The organism is Novosphingobium lindaniclasticum LE124 (assembly GCF_000445125.1).
Taxonomy (GTDB): domain Bacteria; phylum Pseudomonadota; class Alphaproteobacteria; order Sphingomonadales; family Sphingomonadaceae; genus Novosphingobium; species Novosphingobium lindaniclasticum.
On sequence record NZ_ATHL01000126.1, the window covers coordinates 64,274 to 79,213 of the forward strand.

10 protein-coding genes are annotated in these 14,940 nt (G+C 66.9%); 2 read left to right on the forward strand and 8 right to left on the reverse strand.

The window, feature by feature from the left end:
* On the forward strand, nucleotides 1–798 hold the full coding sequence (locus L284_RS42375; protein ID WP_031342904.1) for a MetQ/NlpA family ABC transporter substrate-binding protein: 798 nt from the start codon (nucleotides 1–3) through the stop codon (nucleotides 796–798).
* A gap of 86 nt (nucleotides 799–884) precedes the next feature.
* Here the strand turns inward: L284_RS42375 and L284_RS48945 are convergent, their stop codons facing one another.
* The 8 genes from L284_RS48945 to L284_RS42415 form a co-directional block, all read right to left on the reverse strand.
* The gene (locus L284_RS48945) at nucleotides 885–3,065 is read right to left on the reverse strand and encodes a GumC family protein (protein ID WP_021235487.1); all 2,181 of its coding nucleotides are present in this window, start codon (nucleotides 3,063–3,065) and stop codon (nucleotides 885–887) included.
* A gap of 145 nt (nucleotides 3,066–3,210) precedes the next feature.
* Entirely contained in the window at nucleotides 3,211–4,251 is a 1,041-nt protein-coding gene (locus L284_RS42385) for a hypothetical protein (RefSeq protein WP_021235488.1), read from the reverse strand.
* Between the two features lie 140 nt (nucleotides 4,252–4,391).
* A complete protein-coding gene (locus L284_RS42390; protein ID WP_021235489.1) occupies nucleotides 4,392–5,735 on the reverse strand; it encodes an O-antigen ligase family protein in 1,344 nt (447 codons plus the stop codon).
* A gap of 45 nt (nucleotides 5,736–5,780) precedes the next feature.
* Nucleotides 5,781–6,941 carry a glycosyltransferase family 4 protein gene (locus tag L284_RS42395; RefSeq protein WP_021235490.1) on the reverse strand — a complete coding sequence of 387 codons (1,161 nt, stop codon included), beginning with the start codon at nucleotides 6,939–6,941 and terminating at the stop codon, nucleotides 5,781–5,783.
* On the reverse strand, nucleotides 6,938–8,110 hold the full coding sequence (locus L284_RS42400) for a glycosyltransferase (protein WP_021235491.1): 1,173 nt from the start codon (nucleotides 8,108–8,110) through the stop codon (nucleotides 6,938–6,940). Before L284_RS42400 ends, L284_RS42395 begins: the two co-directional genes overlap by 4 nt.
* Before the next feature lie 243 nt (nucleotides 8,111–8,353).
* A complete protein-coding gene (locus tag L284_RS42405; protein WP_021235492.1) occupies nucleotides 8,354–9,307 on the reverse strand; it encodes a TauD/TfdA dioxygenase family protein in 954 nt (317 codons plus the stop codon).
* Between the two features lie 34 nt (nucleotides 9,308–9,341).
* Nucleotides 9,342–10,733: an MFS transporter gene (locus L284_RS42410; protein ID WP_021235493.1), complete on the reverse strand. Its 1,392-nt coding sequence runs from the start codon at nucleotides 10,731–10,733 to the stop codon at nucleotides 9,342–9,344.
* 51 nt (nucleotides 10,734–10,784) lie between these two features.
* Nucleotides 10,785–13,196: a TonB-dependent receptor gene (locus L284_RS42415; RefSeq protein ID WP_021235494.1), complete on the reverse strand. Its 2,412-nt coding sequence runs from the start codon at nucleotides 13,194–13,196 to the stop codon at nucleotides 10,785–10,787.
* A 700-nt stretch (nucleotides 13,197–13,896) separates the two neighbouring features.
* On the opposite strand from L284_RS42415, the gene L284_RS42420 reads away from it, so the two are divergent.
* Nucleotides 13,897–14,691 carry an SDR family oxidoreductase gene (locus L284_RS42420; protein WP_081674115.1) on the forward strand — a complete coding sequence of 265 codons (795 nt, stop codon included), beginning with the start codon at nucleotides 13,897–13,899 and terminating at the stop codon, nucleotides 14,689–14,691.
* Nucleotides 14,692–14,940: the final 249 nt, after the last annotated feature.

Genomic DNA, 14,940 nt, shown 5'->3' on the forward strand with positions numbered 1-14,940 from the left:
ATGCAACGACGCTTGCTTCTCGCCGCCATCGCCACGCTGCTCATCGCCGGTTGCGGCAAGTCCGGCGGTGCTGGCGACCCCAATGTGCTGACGGTAGCGGCCACGGCGGTGCCCCATGCGGAGATCCTCGAATTCATCGAGCCCACGCTCGCGAAGGAAGGGCTGAAGCTCGACCTCAAGGTGTTCAACGACTACGTCCAGCCGAACGTCCAGGTCTCGGAAGGCCGGATCGACGTGAACTATTTCGAGACCGGGCCTTACCTGGAAGAGTTCAACAAGGCCAAGGGCACCCATCTGGTGCCGCTGGCGGGGATCCATATCGAGCCCTTCGGCGCCTATTCGCGCAAGTGGAAGAAGATCGGCGAACTGCCCGCCGGCGCCACCGTCGCCATTCCCAACGAACCCAGCAACAGCGGCCGCGCGCTGCAGCTCCTGGCCCGGTCGGGGCTCGTCACGCTGAAAGACCCCAAGAGCATGACGGCGACGCCGAAAGACGTAGTCGGCAACCCGAAGAACCTCAAGTTCCGGGAGATCGAGGCCGCCACCCTGCCGCGCGTGCTGGGCGAAGTCGACATGGCGATGATCAACACGAACTACGCGCTGGACGCCGGGCTCAATCCCCTGCGTGACGCCCTGCTCATCGAGGACAAGGACAGTCCTTACGTGAACTTCGTCGTCGGCACCGAAAAGGCGCGTAACGACCCGCGCGTGAAGAAACTGATCGCCGCCCTGCGCAGCCCGGAAGTGAAGGCCTTCATCGCGCGCAAGTACGCCGGCGCGGTGGTCCCGGCGTTCTGAGAGTCCGTTTGAAAATTCGCTTACCGCGAATTTTTGCTGGTGCCGCTATGCAATGCCCTACCGGGCATTTTCAAACAGGCTCTGATTCAGTTCGCTCCGCGCGCGTAATAGTATTGGTAATAGGCCATTTCTTCGCCCAGCACGGCTGAGCTGCGGGTATCCACCTGGGTCAGCAGCAGGCCGTAGATATGCGCGCCGGCGCGGTCGAGTTCGCGCAGCGCGGTCTTGAGGACGTTGCGCTGGGTCGTGCGCCAGCGCAGGATCATCAGCGTCACGTCGGCCATGGCCGCCAGGGCGCGGGCTTCGGCCACCGGGATGACCGGCGCGATGTCCAGCACGACAAGGTCGTATTCCTGCCGGAAACGGTCGAACAGGGTGGCCGTCGCGTCGGAGTGGATGATGTCCAGCGGGGTCTCCGCCGTGGAGTTGAGCGGCAGGACGAAGGCGCCGGAAGGCTCGTCGAGCACCAGCACGTCTTCCACCCGGGCTTCTCCGGTCAGCACTTCGGCAAGGCCGGGGCGACCCCGCAGGCCGAGCGCGATGGTGGTGCCCATGCGGCGCACGTCGCAATCGATCAGCAGGGTGCGGCGGCCGGCCATGGCGGCGGAACGCGCCAGCGCGATGGCGGTGCTGGTCTTGCCCTCGCCCGGGATCGAAGAGGTGACCCCCACCGACCGCGCGACCTGGCCCTTGTGGCCGATCCGCAGGGCCGTCCAGATCGCCCGCACCGATTCCGCGAAAGGCGAATCCCGGTGGTCGATCAGGAAGTCCGGGACGCCCAGTGCTTCGTCCTTGCGGAAGTCGGGTTCGTCCATGGTGGCGATGTCGGGCAGGCTGCTGACGACTTCGTAGCCGGTGAACTCCTCGGCCTCCGCGCGGGTGCGGATACCGCGTTCGCGCCATTCGAGCGCCAGGGCCAGGAGGACGGCGGCGATCACGCCGGCAATGCCGCCGCCCAGCATGTAGACCAGCAGATCTGGGGAGGAAGGGCGGCTGGGCACCTGGGCGCGGGCGATCACTTGCGCCTTGCTCTTTTCGGTGCCGCGCGTGGCGAGCTGGACCCGGTAGCGATCGAGGAACGTCTGATAGAGCTGGCGCGCGCTTTCGGCCACGCGTTCCAGTTCGTTCAGGCGCACCGAGGCGTTGTTGCCCGCCAGCAGCCTGCTCCTGGCTCCGCCGATCGCGGACTGAATCGCGCCGACCCGCTGGCTGTCCACGCGCACGTCGGCGCCCACGCCGGAGCTGGCGCGTGCCACTTCGCGGCGCAGGGCCTGCCGCGCGGTGTCGAGCTGGGCTTCGGTCCGCATGCGGTCGGGGTGCTTGGGGCCGAGCGAGGAGGACTGCTCGGCCAGCTTGACCTCCAGGTTCGAGACTTCGGTGCGCAAGTCGCGGATCACCGGGCTGTTGTTGACGGCGGTGCCGTTCTCCCCGGCATTGGCGCTGGCCCGGCCCTGGGAGGCGGCGAGTTCCGCCTTGGCGGAGGCCAGCTCGGTGTTGAGCGTCGACAGCTCCTGCTGCGCAATCGTGCTGTCGTTGCTGACGGCGACGAGGTCGGCACTGGCGCGGTAGGAGGCGACGGCGGCTTCGGCCTTGATCACGTCCCCGCGTAGCTGGTCGAGGCGGCTGCGCAGCTGGTTGATGTCCTGGCTGCGGGCGTTCTGCTCGCTCTGCACCTGGCCGCCGACATAAGCGTCGGCCACGGCATTGGCGACCATGGCGGAGACCTTGGGATCGCGAGAGCGGTACTCGAGGTTGATGGCGTAGGACAGCCCCTGGCGGCCGACCGTCAGGTTGGAGCGCAGGATGTTCGCGGCGGCGGCAGGCGTCAGAGGGCCGGTCGCGTTCGGCGCCGAGGCGGCCAGGAAGGCTGGATCGGTGTTGAGGCGCCCGTTGCGCACGGCCGCGGCGGCCACTTCGGGCGAGAGCAGGACCTGCACTTCGGTATCGACAGCCGGCGAGTCGATGATCGTGTCCTTGTCGGTCTGGGCCGTGCGGACGAGCTGCTGATCGTTGCGGTCCAGCGCGAGCACGACGTTGGCGTCATACTTCTTGACGGCCATAAGATAGGCCAGCGCGGTCAGCGCCAGCACGGCGGCAATGGCGGCCAGCATCGCCCATTTGTGCCGCCAGGCCAGCGTCGCCAGCCACGACAGGTCGATCAGTTTGCCGCCGTCGGGCCCGGAGGCTCCACTGGAGGAGGCGCTCGAAGCGGAGTCCGGGAGCCCCATCCTGCGCGCCGCGGAAGGGTCAAGCTTGTTGGGAGCCACGTGCAAGTCGCCTACCTCTCGAGAATCGAGGAAATTCGCCGTTATTCTGGAAGCGTTGGCCGCCTCAAATCCATGAGAAACAGGTAGTAATTCGAATGGCCCGGCGGAGACTATCTCGGGCATCGGGAGCGGGGATCGGCTCCGCTCAGATCGCCATGCGCTGGTCGATCGTGACTGCCGAGCCCGAGACGTTGCCCGAGGCGGTCAGGACTTGCCCCGGCTTGGCGATGAGGCGGCGGATGTGGAGATTGACCACCCCGTCCTCGGCACGGAACAGCGGCACCGACGGGTCGCCCGAGGCGATCAGCACGTCCACGGTGATCGTCCGGGTCTTGCCCTTCGTGCCCTTGCCGATGATGCCGACGAAGCGGTTGGTGCCCAGTTCGATCAGGCCGTGGCTCTGGTCGGTCCAGGCCTTGATGCCCTGCCTGCAACCGGAGAGATAGACGTTGTCCACCCGCACGTCGCCCTTGATGTCGAGGCAGGCGTCGCTGGCATTGACCACGCGGCCATTGGTGATCGTGCCGGAATAGCCGCCTTCGGTGGAGATGCCGTCGACGTTCTGGTAATAGCTGCCGGAATCCATGAAGAGATTCTGGAAGTCGAAGTTGTTGATTTCGAAAGTGCCGACATCGTCGGCGTCCTTGCCCTTCAAGGCAATGGCGGCCCAGGCATCGTCGCTGTTGATCGCCGGATGATCCTTGCTGCCGATCCAGACGAGATCGTGGAAGGTCGCCTTGCCGATGCCGTTGCTGACGTTGACGAGACCCAGGCCCAGCGCGGCGTCGGCGCGGGCATCGGTGTCGGAAACGCGGTGGACCTGCAGGCCCGGCACGTTGCTGCCGCGCATCAGGGGGCCGTAGCGCTCGGCCTTGACGTCCGCCATGGCGAAACCGCTGGCGTCCTTGCCGTTGACCAGGATCGTGCCGTCCACCGCGCAGACTTTCGACAGGCCAGGCGTGGTCGCGGTCATGCGCAAGGTCGGCAGGGTCTTGCAGGCGGCGGTCACTTGCGGGGGGGCGATCGCGGGCATGGTGAACGTGGTGGCGGCGGTCGTCGCCGTGGCCCGGCCCGCCGCCGAGGCCATCGAAAGCGGAGAGGCCGCCAGGCCCGTCAGCGCGGCAGGCGCATTGTCGGCGGAGGGCCCCATCAGCAGGGGCAGGGCAAGGCCAAGTGCTCGAAACATGTGCTTCCCCAATGACTTACCGGATGTGTCGGGTTTATTGACGGCGCCATGACGAATAGTATCACACGTATGGCCTAGTTCTTTTGAGGTACTTCCCCAGGCGAACCGGAAGTGCAACCGGCGGGCCGCGCGAAGTGTCCTCAAACCGGGCGGAGCCTTGCCGGATTTGCGATGGACCGTTGCTCGGCCCGGCCTTGCAGGTTGGCATGGACCGTGAAACCGCAAAGCAGGCCATAAAACAGCAGGCCCTCGATCATCCAGAACGGCATCGTCGCCATGTTCAGCAGGAAGAACCCGAGATGCGCCATGATCAGCGTGAAGCGCGCAGTCGTTCGCGCGGTCGCGGCCATGACGAACATCCAGATCCACAGCAGCAGCATCGCCGCCACCCCCAGTACGCCCAGCTCGTAGAGCGTGGAGACCAGGGTGTTGTGGGCGTAGTAGCGGTAGCGGCCCTCCCAGGCGTTGGCGCCGAAGCCCAGCATGTGCTGGCGCGGCGTTCCGGCGTCCCAGGCGGTGATGTACTGGCTCCAGAGCAGCAGGCGGCCCGAGAGGACTTGCGTGTCGGCGCGGCTGAAGTCCGCTGGGGCCTTGCTGAGGATCGCCGGGTTCTGCCAGACCGTGGTGACGGCGTCGAAGCGGTCGCCGGCCACGATCGGCACCATGGGCACGGCGGAGAGCACCAGCAGCCATCCCAGGATCCCGGCGATGGGCCTCTGGGCGGGGCGGACGGCCGTGGTGATCGCGGCGATGAACAGGCCCAGCATCAGCGGCGCGGCGGTGACGATGGCCGTGCGGTAGTTGGCCGCCAGGATCCCGCCCACGCAGACCAGGGCGATTCCCAGCTTGGTGAATGAGCGCAGGCGCGGGTTGAGGATGGCGGTGAGCAGGCCGGTGAGCAGGATGATGGAGAAGGCCGCCTCGTGATTGTAGCCGCCGATGTACGAGGTGGAGCCGTCGCTTTCGGTGGCCTTGGCGATGCCCAGCGCCATGCTGAAGCCCTGGAGCAGCAGCGGCAGCAGGAACGTAAACAGTAACCGCAGCAGCACTTTGCCCGCGCCGTCCGCGCGAAAGGCGTCGTAGGCGGTCAGGGCGATGATCGCGAGATAGGCATATTTGACCAGGCTCTCGATCGAGCCGGAAACCTCGCCGTTGAGCGCGGCGCTCATGGCGATCACCAGCAGCAGCGGCGCGATCGGAGCCAGGATCAGCGGCACGGCGCGGCTGCGCAGGAGCAGCAAGGCGCCCACGCCGACCAGCAGGACGGAGGCCAGCGCATTCCAGCTGAGCCCCGCCGGGCTGGAGGCGAAGGCGAAGCGCGGCATGGCGGACATGGCCATGCGCAAGGCGAAGGCGACGATCAGGAACCGCGCCGAAGCCTGCACCTGCAGGCACAGCATGACGACGAGCACGGCATAGAGCATCATCGTCGGCAGCAGCAGGAAGATCGGGATGGGCGGGCTGCCCGAGGTCAGTGCCAGCATGGCGTCCTCCGGGGGGCACGGGGAAGGGCCGGTGCCGCCATCGGCTCAGCTTGCGGCGGTGAGGGCATGGCGCAGCGACTTGCCGGTCTTGAGCTTGCGGTAGGCGGCGGCGGTACGGCGGGCGACTTCGTCCCAGTCGAGCAGGGTGTCCGGCAGCTCCTGAGGCGTGTTCGCCGCAGCCGGAGCGGCCTCATCGGCGCGAAGCCGCGCGGCAAGAGCGGCGACGTCGCCCACCGGGAAGTAGCGGGCGGGGGCCAGGCCGAGGTCGAGATTGGGCTGGATGTCGCTCAGCAAGACGGGGCAGCCGCAGGCCAGCGCCTCCAGGGCGGCAATCGGCAGGCCTTCGTGGAACGAGGGTAGGACGAACAGGGCGGCATTGCGCAGCAGCACGCCGAGGCGCGAGCGCGGCACCATCCCCAGGAAGCGGATGTGCGGCTCCGCCATGGCCAGCAGATCCTGCGCGTAGCGGTCGTCCTCCCGGCCCGCTCCGGCGATGACGAGGGTACGGCGGCGGGCGTCGCTATTCCCCTCTTCGCTGCGGCGAAACGCCTCGACCAGCGTGTGTATGCCCTTTTCCGGCACCAGCCGGGCAACGCAGAGGATATAGCCGCCGGCGATCAGGTCCAGCTCGGCCAGCACGTCCCCGTCGTCCTGCGGGGAGGGGGGCATGGTGCTGACCCCGTTCGGGATGAATTCGACGCGATCCGCGCGGGCCGGATATCGGGCCTTCATCCGCGCCGCCAGCGACGGAGAGACGCAGACGACGCGGTCGGCCGAGCGAAGGCCGAGCCATTCGCCCAGTTTCAGCATGAGCTTGGCGCCGCGCCCCCACTTTTCCCGGTCGTAGTCGGCGCCGTGGTGAGTCAGCAACACGCGCAGGCCGAGGAGGCGTGCGAGCGGAGCGAACAGCGCCGGTCCCACCGCGTGGATATGTACGGCATCCGCTCCGCCCCGGCGCGCGTGAAGAATGCCGACGAGCGTGGAGACGAGCGCCTCGCTGATGCGTCCGGTCGGGGAATAGAGCGGCGTCAGTGCGACGTGGCGGAAGCTGGTCATGGCCGGATCGACATAGGGGGCGCGGCAGCACACCTCGATCTCGATCTCCGGCTCGAGCGCGGCGATGCGCGGCAGGAGTTCCTCGCAGTGGGTCTCGACCCCGCCCATGACGCCGGGGATGCCGCGCAGGCCGGTGACGCAGACTTTCATGACCGCACCGGCTCCGCGGCGGGGCGCAGGCCTGCATCGGCCCTTGCGGCGTCCATGAGTGCCGCGCGAAACCGCTCTACCGCGCTCTCCACCGAGAAGGCGGCGGCGCGCCGCACGGCGGCGGCGGAAAAGGTTTCGCGGCGGGGGCCGATCAGCTCGGTCATGCAGCGGGCCATCGCCGCATCGTCGTCCATGGCGACGAGCGCGCCGCCCGCGCCGAAGGCGTGGGGCGCTCCGTCCAGCTCCACTTGCAGGATCTCGGCAGGACCGGAGGGGCAGTCGGTGGCGACCACCGGCAGGCCCACGGCCATGGCTTCCATCATGGCGTTCGGGAATCCCTCGGCATTGGAGGTCAGCAGGTAACAGCCCGCCCGTGCCAGCACGGCGTGGGGATTGGCGATGAAGCCGGCGAAGCGCACCCGGTCCGCCAGGCCCAGCGAAGCCGCCAAAGCGCCGAGATCTTCCCGCAAGGGGCCTTCGCCCAGCACGATCAGGTTGCCGCCGGTCCTTGCCTGTGCCAGCGCGCGGATGGCCAGGGCGGTGTTCTTGTTGTCGACCAGCCTGCCCATCGTCACGAAGTCCGCCCGGGTGACGGCAAACGCCGGATCCCGTGCGGCAAGATCGCGGATCCCGTCCACGTCGACGGGGTTGTAGATCACCGAGATGCGCTGCGGCTCGACGTCGAAATCACTTTCGAGCGTGCTGGCGACGCCTTGGGAGACGGCGATGATCTGCCGGGCGGTGGGGTATGTATTGCGGATCAGCAGCCGGCTGAGAAAGGCGAGCCGCCCGGTCCTGAGGTGGGCGGTGGTGTTGACCCGCTCGCTGATCACGGCCGGGGCGCCGGTACCGCGCAAGGCGACGATCGCGGCGACATTGGCGCGCGTGAGGAACGAGAGAGTGACGTCCGGCCGCAGTCGCCGCACCAGCTTGCGGGTCTGGGTGATGCTCCGCAGCAGGCCGCCACGCGTATTCAGGCGTTCGATAGGGATCCCGGCGGGAAGGCGGTAGGCTTCCTCGGCCTCGTTATCGAGCAGGGCCACGGTGATGGCGATGTCTTCGGGACGGCGGCTCAGCTGTTCGACCAGGGTCGTGAACACGCGCTCCGCCCCGCCGCCGACGAGCGAATTGATGACGAACAGCGCGCGGAGCGGCGATGGGGAGGGCATGCGACCTCTCAGGAACCTCGAGAAGGTGCAGCCTAGCCAGCGCGCGGCGTCGGTGCGATTGAACAAATGGGCCAGCCCATGGCCCATCGGGGGTAGCCCGAGCGCTGCTCCTGCCGGGGCGCGGCCTTGATATCGGGGAGAATTTCAGACCGGGCGCACCGGCACGGCATCAGGGAAAAAGCCCGCGCCGCAACGGGAAAATGCGGCGCGGGCGAAGGTACGGCCCGTGCAGGGTGTGAGGGATCAGGCCGGTTCGTAAGGGATTGCCTTTTCCTTGCGGATCGTGCGGCTCTGGCGGCCGTCGATCGCGACCGGCACCGATCCCGCGATCGTCGCGCGGCGCAGGGTGCGGCGCTGGAGGCCGAAGTCGGCCACGGCGCGGTGCTGGGTGGCCTGGTTGTCCCAGAACGCCACGTCGCCCGGTTGCCAGCGCCAGCGCACGACGTTTTCGGGGCGCGTGATGTGTTCCTGAAGGATCGAGAAGATGCGCGCCGAATCCGCCTGGTTCAGGCCGACGATCCGCTTCACGAAGTGACCCAGCAGCAGGCTGCGCTGGCCCGAGACGGGATGGACGCGCACCAGCGGGTGCTCGGTTTCGTAGACGGTCGAGGCGAAGATGTTCTTGTGGTAGAGTGTGCGCTCCTTCGCGGCATCGTCCGCCTTGGGTGCGTTCGCCAGCACGGCGGCATAGTCGTAGTCGTTGGAATGGACGGCCCAGAGATTGTTCACCAGCTGGCGCAGGCTTTCCGGCAGGCCCTCGTAAGCGGTTTCGGTGTTGGCCCAGACCGTATCGCCGCCCGCTTCGGGGATCGTGATGGCCCGCAGGATCGATCCGGCGGGATAGGCGTCGGTGAAGGTCACGTCGGTATGCCAGCTGGAGGCGGCGTAGCCTTCCTTGCTGTCGAGTTCGAGCAGGTAGCGCGATCCTTCGGCCACCGGCACGGTCGGGTGCGCCACCGGATCGCCGAACAGCGAGGCGAACTCCTCGTGCCGCTGGTCGGTCAGTTCGTGCTGGCCGCGGAAGAACACCACCTTGTGACGGACCAGCGCGTCCTTGATGGCCTGCACGGTGTCGCCGTCGAGATCGCCGGAGAGCGTGACGCCCCGGATTTCGGCGCCGATGGTGCCGGTGATCGGCGCCACGTCGAGCGGGGAGGCGGGGTCCTTGGCATTGGCGTAAGTGGCAATCGAAGTCATGGCATTCACTCCTTCTTCTTGAACGGGATGGATTTTACTCAGCAGGTACGAGGGCGGCGGCGTGAACCTCGTCGCGGGCCCTGAGCTGGCGGCGGATTTCGGCGTGGCGGTCGGCGTTCAGCGGGAAACCGGCGACGAGCGCGGCGGCCAGGGCATGGGCCAGCGTCGGACCAAGGGCGAAGACCAGCAGCAGCGCGTTCAGCGCCTCGGGCGTATTGGTGGCGGCCTTGGGGTCGAAGCCGAAGGCGGTGACGAGCGGCAGGGCGATACCGAAGGCCAGCGCGCCGCCCAGCTTCATCGAGACGCTGAAGACTGAATAGTAAAGCCCCACGCGGTCCTCGCCGGTTTCGGCGCGGTGCAGGTCGGCCACGTCGGCCACCATGGAGCGGAGCATGAGGTTGCCCGAGCCCTGCGAAAGGCCCTGGGCAATGGCGAGGGCCATCATCAGGCCGAAGCGATCGGGCGTCAGGAACACGAGGCCGAAGTTGATCGCGGCCTGGGTCAGTTCGGCGGCCACGGCGGCGCGGCTCTTGCCGAGGCGCTGGCCGATCCGGCGCCAGATCGGTCCGGCGAGCACGCCGAACGAATACTGCAGCAGGAAGAACCCGGCCGCCCATTCGGGGCGCTGGAAGTAGATGGTGACGATGAACAGCAGCAGCGCGGTGCGCACGCCCTGCCCGGCGGTTACGGCGGCGTCGGCGGCGAGCACCCGCAGCAGCAGCGGATTGCCGAACACCGCTTTCAGCGTCTTGCCCAGGGCGAAGCGCTCGGCGCCGGAGGGGGCGCTATGGTCGGGCATGGCGGTGAGGGTCAGCAACAGGCCGGGGACGGCGGTGACGAGCACCAGCGTGCCGAACAGGGTCAGGCGCAGCGGGCCGTCGTCGGGGCGAAGCTGGTCGGCCACGGCGGGCAGGAGCAAGGTCAGCACCAGCGCGCTCGACGATAACAGCGTGAACTGCGAGGCGATGCGGGTGCGCTGGTCGTAGTCGCCGCTGACTTCGCCGGACCAGGCCATCAGTGTGGTCGTGGTGGTGGAGGCGCCGGTGTAATAGCAGATCACGCCGATCCCGACCCAGGTAAGCGTTGCGCCCTCGGGCGGGAAGAACAGCATGGCGCTGCCGATGATGAACAGCAGCCCGCCGCCTGCGATCCAGGGCCGTCGCCGTCCGAACCGGCTGACGGTGCGGTCGCTCAGCGCGCCGATCACCGGATCGAGCAGGGAATTCACCACCTGGCCGATCAGGTAGACAAGGCCGAGCCCGGCCAGCGGAATGGCATAGTGGCGCGAGAGGATCGCGGGCACGAAGGCCATCACCGGCTGGGCGGCGGCGTAGATCGGCACCGACATCGCGGTGAAGCGCAGGAGGCGCCAGCCATCGAGGGGTTCCTGTCGTGCATGCGATGTTCGGAATGTCTCGTGTTTCATGGCTGACGCCTCCTGCCTGGGGGTGGGCTGGTTGGGAGCGGAGATCGGAGATCAGAGCTTGGTGCGAAGGGTGGCGCCGAAAGTGCGCGGCTCGCCGAGCTGGGCGGTGACGACGCCGGTGTTGGCGGCGCCCAGGCTGACGTAGTAGTTCTTGTCGAACAGGTTTCGGGCCCAGATCGAGAAGTCCCAGAAGCCGTCGTCCGTCCTCAGTCCGATGCGACCGTTGGCAAGGCCGAAGCCGGGGATCTGCGCCCAGGCCGAGTTCGAGGCTGAGGTGTTGAAGTTCGATCGATAGGCGTAGTCGGCATGGGCATAGAGCCCCAGTTCCTTGCCGCCGAGTTCCGTGAGGGGCGTGCTGAAGTCAGCACCGACCGTCCAGGCCCATTTCGGCACGCCCGGCAGCCGCTCGCCCGAGAGATCCTGGACCGCGCCCAGGTTCTGGCGCTCGAAGGCTTGCGGGGCGTTCCTGTAGGTGACGTAAGTGGCGTCGGTGTAGGTGGCAGAGGCGTTGAAGCTCAGGCTGTCGGTAGGGGCGATGTTGAATTCGCCCTCGATCCCGCGTGAACGGACCTTGGGGATGTTCGAGATATACTGGCGGCCGACCACGGCGCCTGCGGGCAGGTCGGTGATGGTGGTCTGGTAGTCGCTGATCTCGGTCCAGAAGGCGGCGGCGTTGAAGGTGGCGCGGCGATCCAGGAACTGGGACTTGAGGCCGAGTTCGAAGGCATCGACCTTCTCCGGCTTCACGTCGGGTTCGACGCCCACCGGAAGGACCGACAGGTTGAGCCCGCCCGACTTGTTGCCGCGCGAATAGCTGCCGTAGACGTTGACGTCCTGCGCCACTTTCCAGTTCAGCGTGACGAGGCCGGAGAGGCTGTTGTCGGTGAAGCTGGTGGCATAGCTCGTCACCGGGTTGAACTGGGTGCGGATGGCGTTGATCGCCGCCTGCTGCGCGGCGGTGAAGCCGGAGATGTCGGCGCCGTCGACCCAGAACTGATTGTAGGCGCCCTCCTTCTTCTCATGCGTGAAGCGCAGGCCGGTGGTGAGGGTGAGGGCGTCGGTGACGTGCCAGTCGGTCTGGCCGAACACCGCGAATGTCTTGGTTTCGGGCGTCGAGGTGGAGTTCGATTCGAAACCGTCGAGCGCGGCATTGGCGATCGTCTGGTTGGCGGTCGGCAGGTTCCACAAGGCGGCGGCCGGGCCGTAGCGCGAAGCCCCGTAGCCGCGTACGATCTGCCAGAAGTAATAGGCGCCCACCACGTAGTCGAAGCTGCCGCCGGTCCTGGAGGCCAGGCGAAGCTCCTGGCTGAACTGGCGCTGGCGATTGGCCTGCTGCGCCTTGGTGACGATCGGCAGCGAGGTGCTGTCACCGTCGTTGGCCGGGTTCCAGCCCCACCAGCGATAGGCGGTGATAGAGGTCAGCGCGGCATTGCCGAGGTTCCAGTTGACTTCGCCCGAGACGCCGTAGCCGGCCATGTTCGACTGGTAGTGGCTGTCCGCCTCGCCCACGCGGTCGAAGGCGTTGAAGCTCGGCAGGACATAACCAGGGAAACGCGCGGCGCGCTGGGCCCAGTTGTTGGCGATCACGGCGCCGTTGTCGTAAGTTGTGTGCAGGCCGGCGAAGACGTTGAGGACGTGGTTCTGCTTCTGCTTGGCGTAGTCGCCGATCACGCGGATCTCGAGGTCGGGATCGGGCGTGAACAACAGCTGGCCGCGGATCGACGTGTTCAGGTAGTCCTGCGCGCGGGTGTTGGTGGTCTTGTTCCAGAGGAAGCCGTCGTTTTCGCTGATCGCGCCGGACAGGCGCACCGCCAGCAGGTCCTTGAAGATCCCTGCGGAGCCCGAGGCGCGGAACTGGTAGAAGCCGTAATTGCCGATGCTGGCCTCTGCCGACAGCTCCGGATCGAAGCTGGGCTTGCGCGAAGTGACGTTGATCACGCCCGAAGTGGTGTTCTTGCCGAACAGCGTGCCCTGGGGGCCGCGCAGCACTTCGATGCCCTGAAGGTCGACCAGGTCGAACTGCGCCAGGCCGACGCGGCCGTAGTAGACGTTGTCGATGTAGAAGCCGACGCCGTTCTCCAGCCCGTCGTTGGTGAGCGAGATGTTCGAGCCGAGGCCGCGAATGTTGATGTTGGTATTGCGCGCGTTGTAGGTGATGACCTGAAGGCTGGGCACCTGCTGGGAAATGGAGCCGAGCGTGTAGTCGCCGCGCTTTTCCAGTGTGGCGGCGCTGATCACGCTGATGGCGACCGGCACGTCCTGCACGTTCTCGTCGCGGCGGCGCGAGGCGGTGACGACGATGGCTTCGCCGCCTTCCGCCGGGATATCGGCGATGGCGGAGGATGCGGTGGCCGAGGGGGCGGCGGGGTCAGCGGCCTCTTCCGCGGCAAGAGCCGGAGCGGCGGCGAACAGCGAAGCGGCAAGGGCGAGCGGGCTGGCGGCGGTTGCGAAACGGCGAAACATTCAAGTCGATCCCTGTTTTCATGAGTGCGCACCGATCTTGCGTCGGGCGTAATGTCGTGGAGTCTCGGGCGATGGAGAAAAGACGCGGGGGAGCCGTCTTCAGGGCGCGGGTGCAGGAGCCGGAGCCTTGGGTCAGGCCCGGAAGATTCCGCTCGGGACACAGGTTTCCCGCCGCGAAACCTTACGGGTTCCGCGTGAGGCACGTGTCGTCCGTCATGAAGGCCGCAGGGTCCGGGTGGCCGCCGTTGGTCGACGGGCGCCTGGAGCTTTGCGGATCGGCCCGGATCAGCGCGTCAGGCGCGCGGGGTCATGGTCTGCATCGTATCACCTCATCCTTGTCGTGAGGGGAACACGATGTCTGGCGCTGTCGCCTGGAGCATCGCGCGCTTTAGCGGTTGGTAACGCGGAGCAAGCTGCTTCCCTGTCAAATGCCGCGGACCGGAAACCTGAAAATGCACGGTCGGTCTGGTCATCCGGAGCCGTGCGGCCTACTTGTCTAGTTATTTGGTTGAGAAATGATGGTCAACCGCAAGGTTTTCTATCGCCCCCTATGGCAGGGATTTTGCCGGAGGCGCGAGAAGATGGAAAAGCGTCTTCTTTCCAGTGGTTATTGCCATGCCTGCAGCGTCTCGAACCGGCCCTTGATCCCTTTCGAGGATGGGGCTGGCTCCTGGAAGGACGGGATTGTAACGCACGAATCATGAGCGATTCACCATCCTTTCCAAGCCCTGCGCCAGCGAATTCCTGTCCTTCCTCCGAGGGGCCGCTGGCGGGGCGGACGGCCCTCGTCACCGGCGCCACGGGAGGGCTGGGCCGCGCCATCGCGCTGGGATTGGCGCGTGCGGGCGCCGGGCTGTGGCTTCATGGCCGCGACCTTGGCCAGCTCGAGCGACTGCGCGGCGAAGTCGTAGGGGACGGCGGACGGGCCGAAGCGGTCATGTTCGACCTTGCCGACAGCGATGCGGTGCGCGATGCGGCGGAAAGGCTCGGGCGCATCGACATCCTCGTCAACAACGCGGGCCATCGGGACCGCCGACCCATGGGCGCGCTGGAACGGCAGGCGGTACGCCACATGCTCGAAATCAATCTTGTCGCGCCGTTCGATCTGGCGCGGCTTCTGGCACCGCGCATGGAAGCGGGCGGGCGGATCATCAACGTCACCTCGATCGCGGGGCAGATCGCGCGCTCCGGCGATGCTGCCTATACGATGGCCAAAGGCGGGCTGGATGCCATGACCAGAGCGCTCGCGGCGGAACTGGGACCACGCGGAATTACCGTCAATGCCGTGGCGCCGGGGTTCTTCGCCACCGAAGCGAACGCGGCGATGGTAGCCGACGCCGCCGTGGCGGAGCATCTGGCGCGGCGCACTTCGCTCGGCCGCTGGGGCCGACCGGAGGAGGTGGCGGGGCCGATCGTGTTCCTGGCCTCGGACGCGGCGAGCTATGTCACCGGGCAGGTAATCGGCGTGGACGGCGGCTATCTTGCGCACTTTTGAAGTTGCGAGGCCTGCAAGAGAGCGCAAGGCGTGTTGCGGGGCGAGGCAGGGATCGGAGTTGAGCCCAGTGCATCTCACCGGGAAAATCGGCCCATTCGGTCGGGCTGAACGAGAGGCAGCAATTTAATTGCAAGATTTGCAACACCGGGTTTCTTTTCCTCATTTGTCGGGAACCGGATTCTCGACCATATGGGACGGGCCTTTCAGGCATCCTCTCCCAAAAACTTTTCCAGGGCTGGTCTTCGGACC

Excerpts from the sequence above, each read along its gene's own strand:
- L284_RS42375 (WP_031342904.1), top strand. The coding sequence starts at position 1 with ATGCAACGACGCTTGCTTCTCGCCGCCATCGCCACGCTGCTCATCGCC.
- L284_RS42385 (WP_021235488.1), bottom strand. The coding sequence starts at position 4,251 with ATGTTTCGAGCACTTGGCCTTGCCCTGCCCCTGCTGATGGGGCCCTCC.
- L284_RS42390 (WP_021235489.1), bottom strand. The coding sequence starts at position 5,735 with ATGCTGGCACTGACCTCGGGCAGCCCGCCCATCCCGATCTTCCTGCTG.
- L284_RS42395 (WP_021235490.1), bottom strand. The coding sequence starts at position 6,941 with ATGAAAGTCTGCGTCACCGGCCTGCGCGGCATCCCCGGCGTCATGGGC.
- L284_RS42400 (WP_021235491.1), bottom strand. The coding sequence starts at position 8,110 with ATGCCCTCCCCATCGCCGCTCCGCGCGCTGTTCGTCATCAATTCGCTC.
- L284_RS42405 (WP_021235492.1), bottom strand. The coding sequence starts at position 9,307 with ATGACTTCGATTGCCACTTACGCCAATGCCAAGGACCCCGCCTCCCCG.
- L284_RS42410 (WP_021235493.1), bottom strand. The coding sequence starts at position 10,733 with ATGAAACACGAGACATTCCGAACATCGCATGCACGACAGGAACCCCTC.
- L284_RS42415 (WP_021235494.1), bottom strand. The coding sequence starts at position 13,196 with ATGTTTCGCCGTTTCGCAACCGCCGCCAGCCCGCTCGCCCTTGCCGCT.
- L284_RS42420 (WP_081674115.1), top strand. The coding sequence starts at position 13,897 with ATGAGCGATTCACCATCCTTTCCAAGCCCTGCGCCAGCGAATTCCTGT.